Raw genomic sequence first — 23,674 nt, 5'->3', positions numbered from 1 at the left:
ACTGGCCGTATGCAAATGAACTCTAAAGGATTGCCTTACTAAACTGGAATGCTCCTGCCTTAGTAGGGCATAATAACTGCAACATAGCATGAATTAATGTGGGATAAAACGGTGTATTATTCTATATCTGATATTTCGAATTATAAGTTAGTAATTAAATAGCTATTAAATCGAAAACAGCATGATTCGCCTCAGGAAAATCGTCAACTTTTAATTCCTCTTTTTTTACCCATTTCATATTGAGCTGTCCTTCCAGGCATAAAGGCATACCAGTAAAACGAGTCACCATAAAGATAATTAATTGTACTGACTTATCTGGATAGTCATAATTGACATACCCAAGTAACTGATATTCATTTACTTCTATGCCTACTTCTTCTTTTAGCTCTCGGATTAATGCGTCCTCAGCCAATTCCTCAGGCTCTAGTTTCCCTCCTGGAAATTCCCAAGATCCTCCATGAGTAGCATGCAAAGGACGTTGGGTAATTAATATGCGTTGTTTGTCATCAACAATAACAGCGACTGCTACTTTCACACCAAACTTCCATGACAAGCTTTATACTTTTTACCTGAACCACAGGGGCATGGATCATTACGACCAATTTTCTTTTCCTGGCGTCTAAATGTTTGAGTTTCACTCGCTGCCTCATCATTCTCAGATAGATTTTCATGCATTAGATTCATTTTTCTGATCTGATCGGCCCTACGTTGTTCTTCTACAGCATTAGCATCTTCTTCCGTTTGAATTTCAACAGAAGAGAGTATTCTGATGACTTCATACTTGAGATTATCCAGCATCATAGTAAATAAGCTGAATGCTTCTTTTTTATATTCTTGTTTTGGATCCTTCTGAGCGTATCCTCTTAAATGAATCCCTTGACGCAATTGATCCATTGCTGCTAAATGTTCACGCCAATGATTATCTAAAGTTTGTAAAATAACTGATTTTTCAAATTGGGAAATAACGGGTCTTCCAACTTTTCTTACCTTTTCATCATAATACTCTATGGATAAAGCAAGAATTTTTTCTTTAATTTGCTCTGGTTGTATGCTGTGATCTTTGTCGATCCATTCAGATACAGGTGCTTGGATTTTAAATTCATCTGATAAAACATCAGCCAAGGCTTGCGGATCCCATTGGTCTTCTAAACTTTGAGGGGGTATATAAGTATCTACCAAGCTCTCTATTACCTCATCCCTCATCATCTCAACCACTTCTTGAGTATCCGTCATTTCCATGATAGAAGCTCGTTGAGTATAAATAACCTGGCGTTGATCATTGGCCACATTATCATAATCCAAAAGCTGCTTTCTTACATCAAAATGGTGCCCTTCCAGCTTACGTTGCGCATTTTCAATTGCTCTTGTAACTAAACTATGCTCAATCGGTTCCCCTGGCTGCATTCCTAAACGACGCATCATAGAAGCGACACGCTCGGAAGCAAATATCCTCATTAAATTATCTTCAAGCGACAAATAAAAACGACTACTGCCAGGATCGCCTTGACGACCAGCCCGTCCTCTCAATTGATTATCGATACGTCTTGACTCATGACGCTCGGAACCAATAATTCTAAGTCCGCCAGCTGCAATGACTTCATCGTGACGTTTTTTCCAATCTTGTTTAATCGCTTCTTTATCTTGTTCACTTGCTTCAGCAGGCAAGTTTGCCAAATCTGCAGCCAGACTTCCACCTAAGACAATATCAGTTCCTCTACCAGCCATATTGGTCGCAATAGTTACAGCACCAGGACGCCCAGCTTCCGCAATAATTTGCGCTTCTTTTTCATGAAATTTAGCATTCAAGACCTGATGTTTTATATTCACCTTTTTTAAAAGCTGACTTAAAAATTCAGAAGCCTCAATAGATACTGTTCCTACTAAAACAGGTTGTTTTCGATCACCACATGCTCGTATATCCTCAATTATTGCCTGGAATTTATCGGCCTGGGTTAAATAAACCAAATCAGCTTCATCGTTTCTGATCATAGATTTATTTGTAGGTATAACAACAACCTCAAGATTGTATATTTGCTGGAATTCATAGGCTTCTGTATCGGCAGTACCAGTCATACCGGATAGTTTATTGTACATTCGGAAAAAATTCTGGAAAGTTATAGAGGCTAAAGTCTGATTTTCATTTTGAATAGAAACACCTTCTTTAGCTTCAACGGCCTGATGCAATCCTTCCGACCAACGTCTTCCAGGCATTGTGCGGCCAGTGTGTTCGTCTACTATAACCACTTGATTGTCTTTCACTATATAATCAATATCTCGATGAAACATGGCATGTGCTTTTAACGCAGCATTCACATGGTGCATCAGCATAATATTGCTTGCATGGTAAAGACTTTCACCAGGATCTAGCAATTTAGCTTTTATAAGTAATTCCTCAATATGCAAATGCCCTGCATCAGTTAAATGAGCCTGTTTTTGTTTCTCATCGATCGTATAATCACCTTCTCCACCTTCTTCCTCTTGTTTTTTCAACTGAGGAATCAAGGAATTAATTTTAATGTACAGCTCTGAACTGTCTTCGGCTGCACCTGATATAATTAGTGGAGTTCTCGCTTCATCAATCAAAATAGAGTCTACTTCGTCTACAATGGCGAAGTTAAGCTCTCTTTGAACCTTATCTGTTAAACTAAAGGCCATATTGTCACGTAGATAATCAAAACCATATTCATTATTGGTTCCGTAAACAATATCTGATTTATAAGCCTCTTGTTTTTCCTTATGCGACATATCAGGGTAAATAACACCAACAGTAAGTCCTAAAAATTCATATATAGGCTTCATCCACTGACTGTCTCTTTTCGCAAGATAATCATTAACAGTTACTATATGCACACCGCGCCCGCTAATGGCATTAAGATATGCAGGTAAGGTAGCAACTAATGTTTTACCTTCCCCCGTACGCATTTCTGCGATATTCCCTTCATGTAAAACCATCCCACCTATTAACTGCACATCAAAGTGCCTAAGACCAAGAGTGCGCACAGACACTTCTCTAACCGTTGCGAATGCTTCAGCAAGCAACTCATCCAGGCTTTCACCTTCATTAAAGCGGGCTTTAAATTGTTGAGTTTTAGCTGCTAACTCTTCATTTGACAAAGCTTGCATTTGAGATTCAAACGCATTAATAGCCATTACCGACTTTTCCATACGCCGTAATATCCGTTCATTTCGGCTTCCAAACATTTTCTTGATTAACGTACTCAGCATGGCCTAAATAACCCTCAGGATGTTCCAATTAACAAACTCATTAATGTACTAGAAATCGCGATAAAATGCCACGAATTGTTGACATTCGTCCTATTATTTCTTAGACATACTCGACTGGATTCATCTCTTCCAAATCCAGTAAATACTGTATTAACTCACTAAAACCAGAAGTATTTCTATCCTGGATAATACTCATTAATTTCTTTTTCCACTGTTTTGCTCCAGGCAATCCAAAAGCCAAATTAAAAAGAGGTTTGACAAGAATACTTAAAGACATCTCTTTTTGAGGGTCATCAAGCAAATAATCCAGATAATTAATTAGCAACTGACTACGCTTAATCTTAATAAACTCTGGATGTAAAGCTTGATGAATCTCAGCAATCTGGTACGGATTATCACAAGCCAATCTTCCTAACATCACGCCATCAACATAATTCAAATGACTGTTTATTTCATCAATAGTCAATATATTTCCATTTATAGCTACAAAAACATGAGGAATTTCTTTTTTCAATTCATACACATAATCATAATTTACAGGAGGAACTGTTCTATTTTGCTTTGGATTTAACCCATGTAACCAGGCTTTTCGAGCATGTACAATAAGCTTATCACAACCCGCTTCAATCAAAGGAAGAGCAAAAGACCTGAAAAATTCATAACTGTCTTGATTATCTATACCAATTCTTGTTTTGGCTGTAACCGGTATCTGAACTACTTGCTTTATGGCACGAATACAATCAACAACATGTCCCGGCTCCTTCATCAGACAAGCACCAAATCGCCCAGCCTGTACTTTGTCACTTGGACACCCTAAATTCAAATTAATCTCGTCAAAACCGCTCTGTTCCGCAATAATGGCGCATTTTGCCAACGCAAATTTATCCGCTCCACCTAATTGAATAGCCAGGGGATGTTCAATAGGATTAAAATATAAAGTGCGATGTGGATTATTTTGAATAGCCCCGGTTGTATGCATTTCAGTATATAAAAAAGCATTTGGAGCCAATAATCTCATCAGAATACGGAATGGACTATTAGTCCAATCAATCATTGGGGCTATGGACAACTTGGAAGATATATTATTTACCACGTTCAATACAAATAAAGATAAAGCGGTGATTATACCTTTTTGTTTGGGAAATATACAAAAAATAGTAGGGTCTGTTGACAATTCGCTAGATTGAGCCAAAATGGCGTGATTTTAGAGCACCGAAACACAGCATACATGAAGTATGTGAGTATCGGAGCGCATAAAATCACGCCATTTTGGCCAAGATAGTAGAATTGTCAACAGACCCTATGAATTTAAAAGATTACACTTGCTAAGCAACATTCATTGCCTGAATCAGTAATTGCAATTTTGTTCTGCCCTGATAAAAATTAATATCCAGCTTATAGGCCACATGGATGTATTTAATTCGATAATTAGGCCAAAATTTTAAATCCACATTAAAAGCAATAGCATCCAGCTGCTCACCACCTAGTAATGAAATTAATGTCATTTTTAAATGATTTTTTCCAACAACTCTCTGATCCAGAATTTCAAATACATTATCAAATACAGGTTCTGCAAATAATTGCCCCCAAGGACCAGCTTGCTGTATTAGTTGTGCTGTTTCCAAATTAAGCTCGTGTGGTTGTAACGGCCCATCAGTCAGTACTTCTCCTTCACATCGTGATAAATCAAGATGCTTCCGGGTTTCTAACACAAAAGCGTCACGAAAATCATCCAATAACTCTGGTTTAATACTTAAGCCTGCTGCCATGGCATGACCGCCAAATTTAAGAATTAATCCTGGGTTATCTTTATCAACAGCAGCCAATACATCTCTAATATTTAAGTCCGGTACAGAACGTGCAGACCCCTTTAACTCCTGCTCACTAACAGAAGCAAACGCAATAACAGGCCGATGGTATCTCTCTTTCATACGTCCAGCCAAAATCCCTATAACTCCCTGATGCCAGGATTTATCATGAATGCACAAGGCAACAGGTAAATTTTTATTGGCTTCATCACTAATGGATAACTTGTCCAAAGCAAGCATAGCTTGCTCTCTCATTTCTAATTCAATCTGTCTTCTTTCCTGATTCAATTCATCCAATTGCTGGCAGAAATTTCTTGCTTTTTGTGAATCAGTTGTAATTAAGCATTCGATACCAAGAGACATATCATCTAACCGGCCTGCGGCATTTAACCTCGGTGCAATAGCAAAACCAAGATCAGATTCTTTGAGCTTGGAATAATCTCTGCCAGCAATTTCAATTAAGGCTTTTATACCCTCTCTGCATTGCCCTTGACGAATTCGCATTATTCCTTGATTAACCAGTATTCTGTTATTCTGATCAAGTCCTACCACATCCGCCACAGTCCCCAACGCAACCAAATCCAGGAAATTCGCCATATTGGGTTCAGATAGGTTCATTTCACGAAACCAGTTACAATTGGATAAGTGCCTGCGAAAAGCAAGCATAACATAAAAAATAACACCAACCCCGGCGATCGATTTACTCGGAAACAAACAACCAGGTTGATTTGGATTAACAATAACGCAAGCTTCAGGTAGAGACTCAGCTGGTAAATGATGATCTGTGATTAATACATCAATTCCCATTTGATTTGCTGTTTCTACTCCTTCAAAACTGGCTATACCATTATCAACGGTAATAATTAAATGAGGTTGCCATTTGCTTGCTACCTCAACAATAGCTGGGGTGAGACCATAACCAAACTCAAATCGATTAGGCACCAAGTACTCAACAAACTTTGCTCCCATAGCTCGCAATGCAGTAACAGCTAAAGCAGTGGAAGTTGCCCCATCCGCGTCAAAGTCCCCAATAATGAGAATACGCTGTTCAGAACGCAATGCTTCCTCAAGTCGTAAGCAAGCTTCGTTAATACCTTTTAAAGAATGAAACGGCAATAATGTTTGTAATTGTTTATCAAGTTGAGATTCTTCAAGAATGCCACGTGTTGCATAAATGCGTTTTAGTACATCAGGTACATTCGGTAAATTGGCAGTATGCTCAGGTTGTTGTCGTTGTTTAATCAGCATGCGTCAGACTTCTCCATAATCGAGTAAACCAGTTGTATTTAGTGTGAATAGAAGCACAATTATTCCAATACCAATGTGCCGATATTTTTTTTATTTCAACTTGATGAGATTCGCTTAAAGAATCCATTCTATTTAATAAAATAATTTGAAACTCACTTAAATTCAGTGATGGGTTATAGACAAATACACTAGAGGAGCAAACTTGAGCTATATCGAGAAATTGTTTATCTGTACAAATTGGTATTGTTTTTTTTGCTGTTAGTTTGGCACTACCCCAAGCCCAGACACCATTTATTAAAGATTTCTGGGGATGAGATGCAAAAAACATTTGGCTTTCAGTAAAAAATTTTTGCCAATACATAGTAGTATCCAGTTGTGATAATTCAGGCATCAGAGACTTATTTAGCATCTGGTATACGGGTTTAGCATTAAGCGAAGGCTTATCGTCGACTTGTAATAACCAGGTGAATGCATCATGAAAATAAAGAATCATATTGTCATCCGCGAGATAAGCACAATACAAATCAAACCAATATTTGGCTTCTTCTTCTGTTACCTGCAGATTCTTACCAAAAGTAACAATCACAGCATCATTATGAGATGCTTGCCAATGTATAGGGGTTAAAACCACCCAATTTCCTTCTAGATGGTGACAGGATTTTAATAAGTCACCAATGGGAGGATTTACAGGATCATAACCAGTACAAACCAACAAATTAAGTTCTGCCGAACCTTGTGATTTTAATAACTTATCGCCCCTGTCATCACAGCTGTCCTCAATATTTATAATAACATCCATTCTTAAACAGCCCTAAGTAGACCATCTCTCTTAAACAAGGCTTTGAGATTCCTTAGTGCTTGTCGGGTTCTGTCTTTATTTTCAATTAAGCCGAACCGTACATACCCATCACCTTGTTGTCCAAAGCCTATACCAGGTGAAACAGCCACTTGAGCCTCTTTTAACAAGTATTTACTAAACTCAAGTGAACCCATATCACGGTAATTGAGGGGTATAGGAGCCCAGACGAACATGGTTCCCTTTGGTTTACTAACTTCCCAACCAATATCATTTAAGCCATCACACAAAAGATTACGACGTTTTTCATACAGATCTCTTATCTCTAGCACACAATCATCAGGTCCTTCCAGAGCTGCAATAGCAGCAACCTGTATAGGAGTAAAAGTACCGTAATCCAAGTAGGATTTAATGCGTGTCAAAGCAGCAACCAGCTCTTCATTACCGCAAGCAAATCCAACACGCCAACCGGGCATATTATAAGACTTTGACATGGAATAAGTTTCGATAGCGATATCTATTGCGCCAGGAACTTGCAAAATTGAAGGTGCTTTATACCCATCAAATACTATATCAGCATAGGCTAAATCATGGATAATCCAAATTTTATTACGCTTGGCAAGATCAACCACTTTTTCAAAAAATTCGTATTCAACACAGTGTGTACTAGGATTGGCGGGGAAGTTTAAGACCAGAGCCTTGGGTTTCGGCCAGGTTCTGTTAATAGCATCTTCTACTGCATCTAAAAATTGAATCTCATCAATTAAAGGAATTTGCTTTACATTAGCACCAGCGATAATAAATCCATAAGTATGAATAGGATAAGCTGGATCAGGAACCAAAATAGTATCACCTGGACCAGAAATTGCTAAAGCCAGATGCGCAAGACCTTCTTTCGATCCGATAGTAGTTAATATTTGAGTTTCACTGTCTAAGTGTACGTCATAGTGTCGCAGGTACCATGTTGCCATTGCACGGCGTAATCTGGGTATTCCTTTCGACATAGAATATCTATGGGTATCGGGTCTTTGAGCCACCTCAATCAGTTTATTAACGATATGTGGAGGTGTTGGTTGATCAGGATTCCCCATACCAAAGTCTATGATGTCCTCACCCCTTGCTCGCGCTTCCATCTTAAGCTGATTTATCGTATTAAATACATAAGGGGGTAAGCGTTTAATGCGTGGAAATTGGCTCATAATATTGACCTCTGTGATATACTGTTAACCACTATAACTTAATGAATTCTTTAAAACCATGAACATCAATCTAGAAACTGCTGAGCAATATGCTGTAGAAGCCTATAGCGATAAAAAGATTCAGATTAATTCCATAATTTATGAAGCTAGTTTAATTGTTTCCAGAGAAGAAATCATTACTGATTTTGTAATTAAAGACATCCAGGAAATAAATGATTCATACATCGATTTATTATTACGAAGCAAACCAGAATTAATTATTATTGGCTCTCTGCAAACAGGTAAAATGTTACCTGCTTCTCTAATGAGTCGATTTTCACAAAATAGAATAGGTATAGAATGCATGTCCATAGGTGCCGCTTGTAGAACTTATAATGTCTTGTTAAGTGAGCACAGAGCGGTCGTCGCTGGATTTATTTTTTAGCCTGTATTAGGCAAAACCGTAATACAGAGGAATTCCACATATCACGCTTCGCTAAAACGGGCTTGATGTGGTAATGAGAGTTGGATCTTGCTCTGCACGAACCTGAGTTAAAATGTTAGAGTTATAACTGCCTTCTGGCTTCCAACACATTGGGAATCTGTTCCAGTTTAGCTAATAGACGCGACAAACTGTGTAAACCATCTATTTCTACAGTTAAAGTAATATAAGCCATGTTTTCCTGTTTATTGCTCTGGGTCTGTAGGGCATAGACATGGGCCTTTTCATTTGAAAGTAACGAAGTGACATCTTTTAACAACTCGGACCGATCAAAAGCCTTGATTAAAACATCGACAACATAATTTTCTCGCGTTGCACTACCCCAATTGACTTGAATAAACCGTCGTTTTTGCTTCTCGCTCGCATGAATAATATTAGGACAATCCTTTCTATGGACTGATACGCCTCTTCCAATTGTGATATACCCTATTATTTCATCACCTGGAACAGGTTGGCAGCACCTTGCCATAAACGTTAATAAATTGCCCACTCCTTCGATTCGAAGATCACTGCCCGTTACTTCTGGTTTTTGTTGTTGTCTTACAAATTTTTGTAAATTCTGCTCAGAGGTATCTGGGGGCGCTAACCGATTGACAATCTGACCTATTTTAATATCACCACGACCCAAATTGGCATAAAGATCATCTGTTTTTTTATAGTTAAGGGCAGCAGCAACCTCATGCAGTTTATCTGATTTAATGCCTAAGGATTTTAATTCCTTTTCTAATAATTCTCGGCCATCTCGTATATTATCCTCATAATCCTGCATTTTAAACCAGTGTAATACTTTAGCCTTGGCTCTTGCTGTCTTTAAATAATTCAAATGAGGATTGATCCAATCTCTTGATGGCTTAATTTCCTTTCCAGTCAAAACCTCAACTCGATCACCTGTTTTCAATTGATACGTCAAAGGCACTATATGGCCATTTACCTTAGCCCCTCGACATCGATGTCCCAAATCACTATGAACATGATAAGCAAAATCCAAAGGAGTAACTCCATGAGGCAAATCCAGTACATCACCATCCGGAGTAAAGACGTATACTCTGTCTTCAAGGAATTCCGTTGTAATGTTTTCAGAGACACCTTTGTTAGCTGCCATCTCCTGATGCCATGCTAATACATCTCTTAACCATTCAATTTTGCGTTCATGGCTTTCTTTTTGGGTAACACCTCCTTCCTTGTATTTCCAATGCGCGGCCACACCCATTTCTGCTAAATCATGCATAAGGAACGTTCTGATTTGCACCTCAAAAACTCTTCCTTCCGGACCTTCAACTGCTGTATGAAGAGACTGATAACCATTGGGTTTTGGATTAATAATATAATCATCAAATTCAGCTGGAATTTGTTTCCACAAAGTATGAGCCATACCCAGTACCTCATAACATTGTGCCTCAGTATCGACCAGAACACGAACTGCAGTTGCATCATATATTTCATCTAATGATACGTTTTTGCGTTTCATTTTTTTATAAATACTATGGATATGTTTGGAACGTCCATAAACAGCGAAGTGATGAGCTCCCGTTGCACGAATCTGGTGTTCAAATTGCTCAACAATTTTGTTAACAAAATTGTCTCTATCCAATCGTTTGGCTTTCAATCCCTTGGCAATAGCCTTATATTCTTCCGGATGTAAATAACGGAAAGCCAAATCTTCCATTTCCCACTTTATAGCTCCTATTCCTAATCGGTTGGCTAAAGGGGCGTAAATTTCCATAGCTTCTGTTGCAAGCTGTTTACGGACAGCCTCAGACAGATGTCCCGCGGTTCTTAATATACACAGGCATTCAGCCAATTTGATTAAAACAGCCCGCACATCATCTACCATTGCCAGGAGCATTTTACGAATATTGTCAATTTGATTTTTGTTTTGCGGGTATTTATTCAAAGCTTGGAAATTGTTCATGGCACTCATCTTTTCTATGCCTCTGACCAATTTAGCAATGTTATGACCTAATTGCTCTTCAACATCATCAATGGACAAATCGGCATAATGAACATTTTCAAAAATAATTGCCGCAGCCAAGGTCTCCTGATCTACTTCCAAATCTGCAAGTAAATCAGCCATAGACAGGCCTTGTTGTAAACAAGTTTGTCCTGTTTCAGTAGCATGATCTTGCCCAGCTAATTGACTTAATGTACACGCATTTCGTATGAGCTCAAGATTATCCAAATACCCTTTTGAGCCAAGATGATGTAACCACATTTCTACATCAATACTGCCATCTGAAGTCAAAGGAGTAGTATCTTTTACTCTTACCATACCTATTATCCTTTTTGAAACAAGGCTATAGACTCGACATGTGCTGTGTGTGGAAACATATCCATCACTCCAGCTGTTATCAAAACGTAACCTTTTTGATTAACCAAAATATCAGTATCACGAGCCAATGTGACCGGATTACAAGATACATATACTATACGCTCAGGATTAATTGAATCAATTTGCTTTACAATTTCAAGCGCACCAGACCTGGGTGGATCAATTAAAACTTTATTAAATGAAGTATTAACCAGATTCCTTACTTCCATTACATCATCAAGATTGGCAGCATAAAAATCGGCATTGGCAATATGGTTAGCCCTGGCATTCATATAGGCTCTTTCAACCATATTTTTGCTTCCTTCAACTCCAATCACTCTAGAGCATAATTTAGCCATGGGAAGTGAAAAATTACCCAGCCCACAAAATAAGTCTAGCACTATATCAGAACTTTTTAATTCCATAAGTTGTAATGCCTGACTTACCATCTTTCTATTTAGCCCGGCGTTCACCTGGGTAAAATCATTAGGATGAAATTGAAAGGTAATTTTGTAATCTGGCAGCTGATAGCTTAAATAGTCATGGGCATTGGGAGGATAAAAAGAGAAAACAGTATCAGGTCCACCTGGCTGTAGAAAAATTTTGTATTGGAATTGTTGTGCAAATTCCTGAATTTTTAACTCATCTTGTGATGTTAGCGGCGACAAATTTCGGAAAATCAGGGCAACTTCATCATCACCTGCAGCAACTTCAATTTGTGCAATACAATGCTTATCTTCCATAGTATCAATTAATTTTCTCAAGTGAACAATATCAGCGTCTAATTTCGCATTAAGAATAGGACATTGATTAATCTCAGTTATGTATCTTGGATTATTCCGCTCTCTAAATCCAACCATAGTAGTTTGTTTCTTTTCTACAAAACGAGTACTTAAACGTGCTTTATTCCTATAATTCCAAGGATGAGATGTTAAAGGTGATAACACAGTTTGGGGTTCGGTATGTCCATAGCGTGACAACAAATCCAAAAGATGTGATTGTTTAAAACGAATTTGTTCCTCAGCACTCATATGTTGTAAAGAGCAACCCCCACACATTTGATAATGAGGGCACTTTGGCTCGACTCTTAAAGAAGATGATTCGACAATTGATAATAGTTTTCCCTCATCAAAATCTTTTTTCACACGCGTATATTGAAATTCAACCAGCTCATTAGGTAATGCTCCTTGAATAAAAGTTGCCTTACCGTTAATTCGCGCCACACCTTTTCCATCATGACTTAAATTAACAATCTGGGTAGTTTGTGGAATTGGATTTGGTTTTGGTTTCACTTTTCTCATGAAATAGTTCTCAAATAATTATCAATTATAAAAATCTCATGCTACATTTTTAGAATGTTGTATGGATATAAAAAACAAAAAATGCCCATTTAGCGGGCGAAATAATCAAAGGAATGCATAATGTTAAAGAATATCACACGAGCTTTGTCTTTGTCATTGTTAATCACCTACAACCTCAATGCCCACGAAGCATCATCTATCAAAACAATCTCATACCAAACAACCATTCAATTGCTGGAAAAATTTGGCGCAGGTTTTGCCAATCTCGAACATAAAAGCATAGGAGATTTGGTACAGCTTCACCTACCTGGTATTAATACTACTAACGGAATAATAAAATTGACTTTGCCAAATGGAGTAAAACTGAGTTATGGTGATATCGTCATGTATGGTGGCGACATGTTTGGAAATCCAGCAAGACCCATATCAAATTGTTCTGAAAAAGACAGGTTAACTTGTTTTCAGGCTCAGTTTGATGCCATTGGAACTTTAGGAAATAAAAAAGACAAACGCTGTTCTAATCCACTTAACCAACTGACTCAGCTTAATCAATATTTTATAAATTTGGCTAATGAACTCAAACAGTCACGACAAAATGGATCAAATGATTGGGATTATTACAATCAACATGAAATGGATATCAGTAAGGAATTAAACAAGCTCACCTGCGGCGGAAGCATAATCAGCGGCTTTATACCCTTTGGAAATTATATTAAATTAGCACAAGTTAATTATGATCATTTTGCTCCTGACTCACTTATAGCGTATAAAACAGGTCATCAATTTGCCTTGGAAACAGCACTAAAAGCCTATCGAAAAAAGCAAGAAGGACTTATAGAGGAAGCCAATGCGTTCCTTGAGTTAGCCTATGCTCAAAATGCTTTTGCTAATCATTACTTAACAGATTCTTTTTCCGCAGGGCATATGCGTACCCCTAGACGAGCCATAGGGCATGATATTTTACTACCTTCTGTTCTAAATCTGCTGATAGCCAATTTGATGCATAATGAAGATAATAAACATGGGTTAAATGTAGTTAATAGTGAGGGTATAAGTTGGTTTGCATATGGTGATGGATACTTATATAAACCTGAAGCGGAGCTACAAAGAGCTGTCATGGTGGATGCTATGCAACGTTCTGCTGATAGCATTTATAATACGTTTATGACTGGAGTTCTCCCTGAGCATTACCCTGAAATGGATGTATTTCCTGATTACTCTAAAATTGAACAGATCAATGACACAGCTCCGTTATTTAAGGTTGAAAATGGTATTTTGCTTAAGCGAGTTAAAAACAAAGATTATTATGACCATCATTGGACCAAATATTGGAGTGGTCTTGTGACTCTCATAGAATTTCAAGTTAGTAAAAGTTAAAGCCTTTTACTCTTAAGTAAGCATTATGAAGAAAAATATTATTATGTTTATTGTATCTTGTGCCATGTTCATGGAGGCCATAGATACTACAATTCTCAATACCGCTATCCCAGTGATGGCTCATAGTTTAAAGGTCAATCCACTTGACCTGAAACTTGCTTTAATCAGTTATCTTTTAAGTTTGGCAGTTTTTATCCCTATCAGTGGATGGATAGCTGACAAGTATGGTATTAAAAAGGTATTTATAACCGCTATAGGCATATTTACCTTGAGTTCTTTATGGTGCGGATTCACTGAAAACCTCATGGAACTGGTATTAGCCAGAATTATTCAAGGGTTAGGCGGTTCACTAACCATGCCCGTAGGACGCTTAATTATTTTAAGAACTTGTGAGCGCCATGAATTGCTTACCAAGATGACTATTGTCGTAATGGTTGCGTCTTTAGGTATGTTGCTTGGTCCATTACTTGGAGGTGTTATTACCGATCATTTTTCCTGGCGCTGGATATTTTGGGTTAATGTTCCTGTGGGTTTACTAGCCATGATTTTATCATACAAACTACTCCCTACCATGCTACCAAGGCCTGTTCCACCTTTAGATAAAGCAGGATTTGTACTTTTTGGAACTGGATTAGCCTTTTTAACTTTAGGTTTATCCATGTTTAGCGAGACTGAAGCAGGTATTGGCTACTCTAGTTTGATTATTATTTTATCTACCCTGTTGCTGGCTAGCTACACCCAACACTCTCGCAAAATGAGTCACCCTATAGTTAAAGTGGCTTTATTACATACTAGAACCTTTCGTATTGCTGTATTAGGTAATTTGTTAGCACGTTTAAGTTTCGGAGGAGTACCATTTTTATTGCCCTTACTGTTTCAAATTATTCTTGGATACTCTCCACGTTTATCTGGTATGTTGCTAGCTCCTGTCGCACTTGGCGTCTTCTTGGTTAAACCATTGTCATTTTCCATATTACGCATGTTAGGTTATAAAAAATTATTAATTTTAAATACAATTCTGGTCAGCTTTTCTCTTTGGTCCTTTTTATTTATTAACCAAAACACTTCAATTTATCAAATTGGCTTTTTAACTTTTATTTATGGTTTTTTTATTGCATTACAGTATACCGGAATGAACTCACTTGCCTACGCCAACATTGATGAAAATGATATCAGTAACGCAACCAGCATCATGAGTACCATTCAACAGTTATCTCAAAGTTTTGGAGTCGCGATATCGGCCATATTAGTGAGCCTATTCACTTACCAGACCTCCGAACATCTCGTTTTGTCTCTAAAAACTTTTCAAATAACTTTTTTATCTCTGGGAATACTTACTTTTCTTTCAGGATTAATATTTTCGGGTTTAAAAAAGGAAGACGGAGAAGAATTAATCAGTACTCCAACATTGAAATCCTCTTAAAATAGAGAGACAAGTATTGCCGATTTTGAATGACTGGCGACATGCTAAATAAAAATTAATATATTGATAAAATTGAAATACCTGGGTTATCCATCGGTTTTCCAGAATATTAAACTCTACCCATCAACTGGGGATGTGGATACGCGATGGATACGAATTAACTATTGTTGTTACCCGATTTTGAAAAATAATCATTCAAAATTTTCATAGTAATTGGCTTCAATAGAGCGCTGCCATAAGGTAACAGTGGCGCATTCGGGTTGCTTCCCTCGGCAATAACAGGTTCTTTATCTGTCAAATTACTCACGAAAATGTATCGTTGCTTACCATTTTCCACAAAACCTACAAACCAACCATCTCGTAGTCTACTGGGATTTTTTTGTCTTTCGTTTCGCCCATGTCTCCCGGAACCTGTCTTACCATAATAATCTGCTCCGTTCTCCAATTTTCCTAAGTACATGTTTTTTCTGGTAATATGTATTGCCTCTGGAGTAAGTGGCAGTTCATTGCTTAACATGGCTTTTAGAAAGTTTAATTGCTCCAATGCCGATATTTTTAGGCTACTGCTTAACCAGGCATAGGCAAGACCGTTTTTTCTACCAGGATCCCCACTGAAATCCTGATTACCATAATCAAAACCAGCCAAATAATGCTTGATTTGTGCATAACCCATCTGTTGCGTAATTTGTTGTGACACCCAAACAACAGAATATTTAAGCCAGCTGGCAGGAGTTTGATCTTGATTCCAATCAGCTAAATCTTCCTTAGTGCCATTCCATTTAAAGACAGTCTGCTGGTTAATTGTTCCTTGATTGAATGCCATTAAAGACAGTGGAATTTTAAAAGTTGAATCAGGTGCTATTCTCTCTGAACATCGAGAATTTGGGTTATATTCACTGACGATCTTGTTATTGTTTAAATCATAGAGAATAAAACAGGCATTATATTTTTTAAATAAATTGTAATAATCAGATTTTTTTGCTGCCAATACCGGCGCATTGATGAAACAGAATGCTAAAAGCAGACTTAAGAACTTGATCATGAAAACCCTACTAAAAAATTGTTTACCTGAGGATAAAGCGACCAATCCATATTTTAGCATTGCACATTCTCCTTAGACAAAGGGAACTATTATTGACCCATCAATAAAAAATACAAACAGGCTCACCAGGTTCGTTACTCACGAGCGACTCCTTTAAAACAGAGAGCTTTCTTTTACACTTAATAAAATCAGCATCTTTGGAAAACATGGTGAGTTGAGTAGAGAAGACTTCAATACCAAACACTATTTCAATAAAATTATTGATATGCGCTTTTAACTGGTTCCAAAATCCAGGCGCTGACTCTAAAGATGGTTTGTATTTATGGATAATATCCGTACATTGATCAGCCAGGAGGTATTGATTTATCGGAGCATGAGGGTATCTCAATCTGGAATCTTCATCCAGGATAATACTTAGGTCACGAAGGAAACCTTTAGCAGCCTCCATTACCTTTACCTGTTCTTTAAGTTTTGATTTATTCGCATTTAAAATCTGTTCGACACGCAAACGCAACTGACTCACTGCCTTATGGACCTCACTTTCGTCAAGCAATTCCTCAGTTGCCTCGACAAGCAACCTTTCTCCCTTATTAAGGGCTTTAGTAAACCAATTAGGCATGTCCATGCTCCACTAATAAATAAAGTGGGCAATTGTATATCATAGCATGGCAGACTATCAATCTTTTCTACACAACAATAAAGGACAAAATTTTACCAAAACAAGTCATCTTATGATAATAGGAAAAGTGCTAAAAAAGACATTAGGATCTCAAATATTGAGAAATAATCTCAGCAACAGGAGCAGGGTCATCCATGTGTACATGATGACCTCCTTGTACCCTATGTATGATTAAATTTCTTATTGATTGAGCTCGACCTTCAAAAACAGCTTCGGGATAAGACACCCCCTGATTGGCAAGAATAAGACAAACAGGCGTTTCAATAGCACGTAACATCGCTCTAATTTCATCTTCATGTGGAATAGTGGAACTAATACATCGTAATCGGGGATCAAAAGTCCAAACCCAACCCTCTTTGCTTTCTTTTGTGCCACGTTGAACCAGAGCTTGGGCGGCCTGATAGCTTATATTACCAATGTTCATGCGGTCTTTTATAGCAGAATCCTGACTGACAAATACAGTTCTCTGTTGCTGACCAAATGTTAAATAGGTTTCAATATTTAATGGCAAATAAGCAATACTGTTTTCAATAATGTTCACTGTTGGCCCTAAAATATCCAAAAATACAAGTTTCCGGACTTGATTGGGTTGGTTAATTGCTATAACAGCTGCCAAAAATGAGCCCAATGAATGAGCAATAATATCAAATCGTTTCCACTTCAATGCCTTGATGACATGGCACATCAAAAAAGCATCATTTTTCCAATGAGGAACAACCCCTTCAGGATAGTGGCTTGATAATCCTGTCCCAGGATAATCCACAGCAACCAGTTGCCTATCAACTAATAAGGGCGCTAACAAATCAAAGCTCGCCGCATTATCCATTTTACCATGCAAACACAACACCGGATTAGGATTATCGGAGTTCCAGATTTTAAGAGCGATAGTAAATCCTGGAATTTCAATTGTTCTCTCTTCGTACGTTATCAAGATCAAATTCCTGCATTAACATAGGGTTAAAATATCCTATTTTATCTCAAACCTGTTAGCATTATAATAAATCTTCAAAATTAGGAAGTACATTATTAGGGCTGTTGACATTTCCAGATCGAGTCGAGAAACCTTGGTTGAAACAGAACTTAGTGGAAGAGGAAAAGTATCAGTGCTAATATAAGCTATAGGTGTTAAGCAGTAAACAAACACCTAATGATTAAAATTCATAATGCTGTATCCAAACACCTAAGGAGAGTATTTTGAGTTTATCGCTTACCAGTCCAGCGTTTGAACACAATGCATTCATTCCTGATGAATTTACTTGCCATGGAGCAGATTATCCACCACCCCTCATGTGGGAAGATCCGCCTCAAAATACCAAATCCTTTGTATTAATTATGGATGATCCAGATGCACCAATGGGTGTTTGGATTCACTGGATTTTATTCAACGTACCGGCAAATTGCAGGGAATTAGACGCTGCCATCGATATACCCAACTCAGCAATTAGCTGCAAAAACAGCTGGGGAAAAGCAGGTTACGGCGGACCCTGTCCACCTAGCGGAACACACAGGTATTTTTTTAAGTTATATGCTTTAGATGCCTTGTTATCTTTGGATGAAACTGCATCAAAGCACGATGTAGAATATGCCATGCAAAGCCATATTCTTGAAACGAGTGAGCTTATAGGTAAATATTCCAGGCAGTAAGGTTTAATATCAAATATTAATCAGATTTTTCTTGATCAACCTTAACGATTTATTCTTGATACAATTCATTAATATTACTCCGCGAACAAAAAGATAATAAAATGTACAGAATGGTGTGTATTTTATAAATGCCCATACTTTCATCAGTAATTTATATTTAAGAATAACTTAATTTGAATTTATTTTTTCATTGTCGTATAATTTATAATCTTAAAGTTGTTTTTATAATCAAATATATGAAAGTACATCTTAAAATTTGGACAAAAAAAGAAGAGTTTCATGAGATTCCTTCAGAAACAACCGAACTTAGAATAGACGGTTATCAACCAATTGAGCCTCTCAGTTATAAAGAATTATTTGATCGTTTTTCTATCATTAAAAGCCTAACTAAACTTAAACACCTTAATATGTGTGGTGGTGGCAATTATCTTGATAAAGTAAGTGGCACTGAATTGGCTAATATTATAGCCCAACTACCACAAAGCTTGACTTACTTAAATTTAAGTTTGCTAAATTTAACAAGATTCAGTGGCGAGGAAATAGCTAATATTTTTACTAATCTTCCTAAGAATCTAACTCACCTGAATCTGGATCTTGTACATTTTAACGAAAAACTAAGTCATGAGGAATTACTGGAGATATTTTCTAAACTTCCTTCCAATTTGATTCGCCTTGATATGGCGGTATGCTCTAGGAATGCTACGCACATAAGTAATCTCTTTGCTGTTATTCCAAAATCAGTCACTCACATTAACTTGAAAGAGAGCATCATGGAGTATTTAACTCACGAAGAACAAGCTCAGTGTTATAAAGCTATTCCAGAAAATGTGACCTCTATTGATTTGAGAAACATCTTAAGATTAACTAAGACTAATTCATCCGATTTAAGTCAATTTGACTCGGCTTTACCTTATATTCAAACTGTTTATTTAAGTTTCGATGAAATTAAATCTATTTCTCCAGAAAAGCGAGCTCAATTAGGGATGATGTTCCCCAAGGCAAAGAACATTATTTTTCTTGATTCTAATGATAAAGAAGTAGAAAACATAGAGTTTAAGCAACAAATTCTGATGAGAAAAATTAAGGGACATAAAAAAGAGCAAGAAGAACTTCAATTCGAAAAACAACACCATAAACACGAAAGTCAACATAAAGAACCCAAATCAGAACTCATAGTCAATGAAACTATCAAGAAAATTGATGGTATTCTTGAGAAGCTTGCTCTCAAAATTGACCGAGTAGATCAACATAAATACAAAAAAGCACATGAAGCAGCTAATACACTTTTAACCAGTTTGATAGCTGCCCGTAATGTTTATGAGCATGATCTACAAGGTAATAACATTCCTCAGGAAAAGGCTAAGGCTGGAAACCAATTCAAATTAGCTTGTAAAGAGGCAATAAAAGATGCCAAATCAGTTCTAGAAAGGGATTTGGGTTGGGGTGACTATCTGAAGAACCTACTAAAAAGCCTGGTTAACGCCGTGATCACTGTTGCAACTCTGGGCTCATGCCAGGGCTTTTTCTCACACGTACGTCCAGAATCTGTAAAAGCGGTAGAAAAAGCGGAAGAAGATTTAGAAGTTAACAAAAAAAACACCCTTTCCTAGTAGTGTCCTGGTTGTCTATGCACGGCAGCCAGGAACACAAACAATATGACAAAAAATGCCAGATACTTTTTGTTATCGTAGTTTGACGTTGAGAGAAACAAAGCTTAGGACCTCATTTAAACTACTAAGATAATTCTTTAGGCAACGAATCAAGAAAATCTGTCACTTCTTTTGGAGTAAGTTCATAGGTCTGTCCTCTGGATAAAAACCTGGGCATGGAAAGCATGCCATAACGTACTCTTATTAGCCGACTGACCTCGACTCCTTGAGACTCCCATAATCGACGAACCTCTCTGTTTCTTCCTTCGTTAAGAGTCACATGATACCAGGAGTTAGCTCCCTCCCCACCACGGAATTGTATTTTGGTGAATTTGGCTAGCCCGTCATCTAACACAACTCCTTTCAGTAAGTTATTTAAGGATTCCGGGCTCACTTGACCATGCACTCGAACCGCATATTCCCTTTCCAAACCATATTTTGGATGCATTAGTTGATTAGCTAACTCCCCATTATTGGTAAAGATAAGCAAACCAGAAGTATTCAAATCCAATCGACCTACTTGTACCCAACGTCCTTGTCTGAGATGTGGCAAATTATCAAATACTGTTTTTTCAAATTTAGGGTCATGTCGACTGGAAATCTCACCTACTGGCTTATGATAAAGCAGAATTCGTGTATTTTGTTTAACCTTTAAAGGATTGGGAATCAATTTGCCTTTGACAGTGATTTTGTCATGGGGACCAGCTGAATCACCCAGCTTGGCAGGTTTGCCATTAACTTGAACCCAGCCACTATCAATCCATCGCTCCATTTCACGACGAGATCCCAGCCCTGCTTGGCTTAATATTTTCTGCAATCTTTCACTACTCATTCTGTAAGACACTCTTCTGTAGATTGGTTTACTTGCTGTAATGTCAATGATTCCATTACTTCAGGTAAGGAGGGCAGTTCACTTAAATAATTTAAATTGAAGTAATTTAAAAACTCTTTGGTTGTAGTATAAACTGCTGGTTTTCCCGCTACGTCTTTATAACCGGCAATACGAATCCATTCTCTTTCCATTAAGGTTTTAATGATCTGGCTGTTGACAGCAACTCCTCGTATTTCTTCTATATCCGCACGGGTGACAGGTTGCTTATAAGCAATTATTGCCAAAGTTTCAAGTAAAGCACGAGAATATTTCCCAGGCTTTTCAATTTGCAATCGTGCAACCCAAGTACCATATTTAGATTTGGTTTGTACCTTATAACCACTTGCCACCTGAATCAGTTCGAAAGCACGAGAGGAATAGTCGACCATTAAACTATCAATAACTGACTGCAAACTATCTAGTGTTGGCCTCTGCCATTCGTCGAATACCCCTTGTATTTTTTCCAGGGTAAGCGGCACATTACTGGATAAAATTAAGGATTCAACAATATTTTTTAATTCATTCTCAACCATCTTATGCAGCCTGTAAATGTATAGGTGAAAATGGTTGGGTTTGTGTAATGACTAATAAAGACTGCTTAGCTAATTCAAGAATCGCTAAAAAACTAACTACCAAACCCATTTTTCCCTCTTTCAGAGTGAATAATTGATTGAATTCCAGAATTTTCTGATGTTGCAATTGAAACAGAATACGGCTCATTCGCTCACGGACAGACATTAATTCACGGGCAACCTGATGTTTGGAATAATGCTCTTCACGCTGCATTAAAAATTTCATAGCCTCAATTAAATCAGACAACTGGACTTCAGGATAAACCTTAATAGTCTCAACTTCATCGGGATTAACCTGAAATGTAAAATTATCGCGGTCTTGCCTTGGCAAAACATCCAATAATTCTGCTGCCTGTTTTATTTGCTCATAAGCCTGCAATCGTCTAACCAGAGTCATGCGAGGATCTTCCTCTTCTTCTTCAGAATCTGGAATCACAGGCAATAAGAGCCGGGACTTAATTTCTGCCAGTACAGCAGCCATTAACAAATAATCAGCGGCCAATTCCATTCTTCGATTTTCCATGAGTTGGATATATTGTAAATATTGGTTAGTTATGCTTGTCATAGGGATATCAAGAATATCAATATTTTGTTTGCGAATCAGATACAGCAATAAATCCAATGGACCTGTAAAAGAATCCAGTAATACTTCCAATGCATCAGGGGGAATATACAAATCGTCAGGAATCTGAGTAATTTCCTTACCATCCACTACCGCTCTTACCAGAGGTTCGGGTAACAACTCCCTATTCATTAATAGTCAAGCCCCATCACTTCTCTAACCGTATTTAAAGTTTTACTCCCTTCTTCCCTTGCAGCCTCACTTCCTTCTGCCACAATACGCTTGACTGACCCTAAATCAGACTCATAATCAACAATTGCATCCTGTATCGGTTTAAGCTCTTTCTGTATAGTATCTATAACCGGCCTTTTGCAATCAATACAGCCTATTCCAGCAGTACGACAACCCTTTTGCACCCAATCTTTCACCTCATCATTGGAGTATATTTTATGAAATTGCCAAACAGGACATTTTTCAGGCTCGCCAGGGTCAGTACGTTTAACACGAGCCGGATCAGTTGGCATAGTCAAAATTTTCTTTTCAACCGAAGCCGGTTCTTCTCTTAACATGATCGTATTATGATAAGACTTAGACATTTTCTGCCCATCCAATCCTGGCATTTTTGCAGTCTCTGTGAGTAAAGGCTGAGGTTCATTTAATATAATTTTCCCACTGCCCTCTAAATAACCTAGCAATCGTTCTTTGTCTCCAATCGATAAATTAGGTTGATCCTCTAAAAGTGCCTGAGCAGTATGAATGGCTTCGTGGATTCCATGCTCTTGAAATTGTCTGCGTAATTCAGTATAGATTTTCCCATTCTTTTTACCCATTTTTTTAATAGCTGCAATAGCTAATTCTTCAAAATTGGGTTCCTTACCATAAAGAAAATTAAACCTTCGGGCCACCTCACGAGTTAATTCAATATGAGCCACTTGATCTTCACCTACTGGAACATAATCCGCATGGTATAAAAGTACATCGGCACTTTGTAACAGGGGATATCCCAAAAAACCATAGGTTGATAAATCCTTCTCTTTTAATTTTTCCTGCTGATCTTTATAGCTTGGAACTCGTTCTAACCATCCCAAAGGTGTAATCATAGATAAAAGTAAATGTAATTCAGCATGCTCAGGGACCCATGATTGAATAAAAATTTTGCATAATCCAGGATTCACCCCACAAGCTAACCAATCAATAATCATATCCCAAAGATGTTTCTCAATAAAACCAGACTCTTCATATTGTGTAGTTAGACCATGCCAATCAGCAGCAAAGAAGAAACAATCGTATTGATGTTGCAATTTTATCCAATTTTTCAAAACACCATGATAATGCCCTAAATGCAATCTTCCACTGACACGCATTCCAGATACAACTCGTTTATTGGAAGTAAATAACGCTGACATCAATTTCCTCTTATTGTTATAGATTAATCAATCATTTTAAGTAACACCAATACATTCCTTGAAATCACTTGGGAAGTACAGCT

General features: G+C 37.5%; 20 protein-coding genes. 5 read left to right on the top strand and 15 right to left on the bottom strand.

Annotated features, from left to right (window positions below):
* Positions 1 to 154: 154 nt before the first annotated feature.
* The 6 genes from mutT to alaC form a co-directional block, all read right to left on the bottom strand.
* Positions 155 to 535 (bottom strand): 8-oxo-dGTP diphosphatase MutT, encoded by a 381-nt coding sequence (gene mutT / locus ACZ5EK_RS07600; RefSeq protein ID WP_464427449.1) that lies wholly within the window; start codon positions 533 to 535, stop codon positions 155 to 157.
* Entirely contained in the window at positions 532 to 3,225 is a 2,694-nt protein-coding gene (secA, locus tag ACZ5EK_RS07595; protein WP_464432348.1) for a preprotein translocase subunit SecA, read from the bottom strand. The genes mutT and secA overlap by 4 nt, the downstream gene beginning before the upstream one ends.
* Positions 3,226 to 3,325: 100 nt before the next feature.
* On the bottom strand, positions 3,326 to 4,318 hold the full coding sequence (dusA, locus tag ACZ5EK_RS07590; RefSeq protein WP_464432347.1) for a tRNA dihydrouridine(20/20a) synthase DusA: 993 nt from the start codon (positions 4,316 to 4,318) through the stop codon (positions 3,326 to 3,328).
* A 232-nt stretch (positions 4,319 to 4,550) separates the two neighbouring features.
* Complete coding sequence (recJ, locus tag ACZ5EK_RS07585) at positions 4,551 to 6,281, bottom strand: single-stranded-DNA-specific exonuclease RecJ (protein ID WP_464432346.1); 1,731 nt, start codon at positions 6,279 to 6,281, stop codon at positions 4,551 to 4,553.
* Positions 6,271 to 7,080, bottom strand: coding sequence for a hypothetical protein (locus ACZ5EK_RS07580; RefSeq protein ID WP_464432345.1), 810 nt, complete (start codon positions 7,078 to 7,080; stop codon positions 6,271 to 6,273). The genes recJ and ACZ5EK_RS07580 overlap by 11 nt, the downstream gene beginning before the upstream one ends.
* Before the next feature lie 2 nt (positions 7,081 to 7,082).
* Complete coding sequence (alaC, locus tag ACZ5EK_RS07575) at positions 7,083 to 8,276, bottom strand: alanine transaminase (protein WP_464432344.1); 1,194 nt, start codon at positions 8,274 to 8,276, stop codon at positions 7,083 to 7,085.
* 58 nt (positions 8,277 to 8,334) lie between these two features.
* Between alaC and ACZ5EK_RS07570 the strand changes: the two genes are divergently transcribed.
* The gene (locus tag ACZ5EK_RS07570; protein WP_464432343.1) at positions 8,335 to 8,700 is read left to right on the top strand and encodes an Mth938-like domain-containing protein; all 366 of its coding nucleotides are present in this window, start codon (positions 8,335 to 8,337) and stop codon (positions 8,698 to 8,700) included.
* 121 nt (positions 8,701 to 8,821) lie between these two features.
* On the opposite strand, the gene relA is transcribed toward ACZ5EK_RS07570, so the two are convergent.
* Both relA and rlmD read right to left on the bottom strand, forming a co-directional pair.
* Complete coding sequence (gene relA / locus ACZ5EK_RS07565; protein ID WP_464432342.1) at positions 8,822 to 11,026, bottom strand: GTP diphosphokinase; 2,205 nt, start codon at positions 11,024 to 11,026, stop codon at positions 8,822 to 8,824.
* Positions 11,027 to 11,031: 5 nt separating this feature from the next.
* Positions 11,032 to 12,366: a 23S rRNA (uracil(1939)-C(5))-methyltransferase RlmD gene (gene rlmD, locus ACZ5EK_RS07560; protein WP_464432341.1), complete on the bottom strand. Its 1,335-nt coding sequence runs from the start codon at positions 12,364 to 12,366 to the stop codon at positions 11,032 to 11,034.
* Positions 12,367 to 12,486: 120 nt separating this feature from the next.
* Between rlmD and ACZ5EK_RS07555 the strand changes: the two genes are divergently transcribed.
* Positions 12,487 to 13,743 carry a phospholipase gene (locus ACZ5EK_RS07555; protein WP_464432340.1) on the top strand — a complete coding sequence of 419 codons (1,257 nt, stop codon included), beginning with the start codon at positions 12,487 to 12,489 and terminating at the stop codon, positions 13,741 to 13,743.
* Positions 13,744 to 13,768: 25 nt separating this feature from the next.
* Entirely contained in the window at positions 13,769 to 15,166 is a 1,398-nt protein-coding gene (locus tag ACZ5EK_RS07550; RefSeq protein ID WP_464432339.1) for a DHA2 family efflux MFS transporter permease subunit, read from the top strand.
* A 157-nt stretch (positions 15,167 to 15,323) separates the two neighbouring features.
* Here the strand turns inward: ACZ5EK_RS07550 and ACZ5EK_RS07545 are convergent, their stop codons facing one another.
* From ACZ5EK_RS07545 to ACZ5EK_RS07535, 3 genes are all read right to left on the bottom strand, one after another.
* A complete protein-coding gene (locus ACZ5EK_RS07545; protein WP_464432338.1) occupies positions 15,324 to 16,268 on the bottom strand; it encodes a penicillin-binding transpeptidase domain-containing protein in 945 nt (314 codons plus the stop codon).
* A 40-nt stretch (positions 16,269 to 16,308) separates the two neighbouring features.
* The gene (locus tag ACZ5EK_RS07540) at positions 16,309 to 16,827 is read right to left on the bottom strand and encodes a lpg1453 family Dot/Icm T4SS effector (RefSeq protein WP_464432337.1); all 519 of its coding nucleotides are present in this window, start codon (positions 16,825 to 16,827) and stop codon (positions 16,309 to 16,311) included.
* A gap of 142 nt (positions 16,828 to 16,969) precedes the next feature.
* Positions 16,970 to 17,818 (bottom strand): alpha/beta fold hydrolase, encoded by an 849-nt coding sequence (locus ACZ5EK_RS07535; protein ID WP_464432336.1) that lies wholly within the window; start codon positions 17,816 to 17,818, stop codon positions 16,970 to 16,972.
* Positions 17,819 to 18,081: 263 nt separating this feature from the next.
* On the opposite strand from ACZ5EK_RS07535, the gene ACZ5EK_RS07530 reads away from it, so the two are divergent.
* Positions 18,082 to 18,531: a YbhB/YbcL family Raf kinase inhibitor-like protein gene (locus ACZ5EK_RS07530; RefSeq protein WP_464432335.1), complete on the top strand. Its 450-nt coding sequence runs from the start codon at positions 18,082 to 18,084 to the stop codon at positions 18,529 to 18,531.
* Positions 18,532 to 18,767: 236 nt separating this feature from the next.
* Positions 18,768 to 20,141 carry a hypothetical protein gene (locus tag ACZ5EK_RS07525; RefSeq protein WP_464432334.1) on the top strand — a complete coding sequence of 458 codons (1,374 nt, stop codon included), beginning with the start codon at positions 18,768 to 18,770 and terminating at the stop codon, positions 20,139 to 20,141.
* Between the two features lie 124 nt (positions 20,142 to 20,265).
* Here ACZ5EK_RS07525 and rluB read toward each other — a convergent pair whose 3' ends face one another.
* From rluB to ACZ5EK_RS07505, 4 genes are read right to left on the bottom strand one after another with little or no spacing between them, the layout of a single operon-like run.
* Positions 20,266 to 21,012 (bottom strand): 23S rRNA pseudouridine(2605) synthase RluB, encoded by a 747-nt coding sequence (gene rluB, locus ACZ5EK_RS07520; protein ID WP_464432333.1) that lies wholly within the window; start codon positions 21,010 to 21,012, stop codon positions 20,266 to 20,268.
* Positions 21,009 to 21,584 carry an SMC-Scp complex subunit ScpB gene (scpB, locus tag ACZ5EK_RS07515; RefSeq protein ID WP_464432332.1) on the bottom strand — a complete coding sequence of 192 codons (576 nt, stop codon included), beginning with the start codon at positions 21,582 to 21,584 and terminating at the stop codon, positions 21,009 to 21,011. The genes rluB and scpB overlap by 4 nt, the downstream gene beginning before the upstream one ends.
* 1 nt (position 21,585) lies before the next feature.
* Positions 21,586 to 22,377: a segregation and condensation protein A gene (locus ACZ5EK_RS07510; protein WP_464432331.1), complete on the bottom strand. Its 792-nt coding sequence runs from the start codon at positions 22,375 to 22,377 to the stop codon at positions 21,586 to 21,588.
* Positions 22,377 to 23,591, bottom strand: coding sequence for a tryptophan--tRNA ligase (locus tag ACZ5EK_RS07505; protein WP_464432330.1), 1,215 nt, complete (start codon positions 23,589 to 23,591; stop codon positions 22,377 to 22,379). The genes ACZ5EK_RS07510 and ACZ5EK_RS07505 overlap by 1 nt, the downstream gene beginning before the upstream one ends.
* Positions 23,592 to 23,674 lie beyond the last annotated feature (83 nt).

Source organism: Legionella sp. JM-2024 (assembly GCF_055389095.1).
The sequence above is the reverse complement of the archived record's forward strand: the minus strand, read 5'-3'. Positions and strand labels throughout refer to the sequence as shown.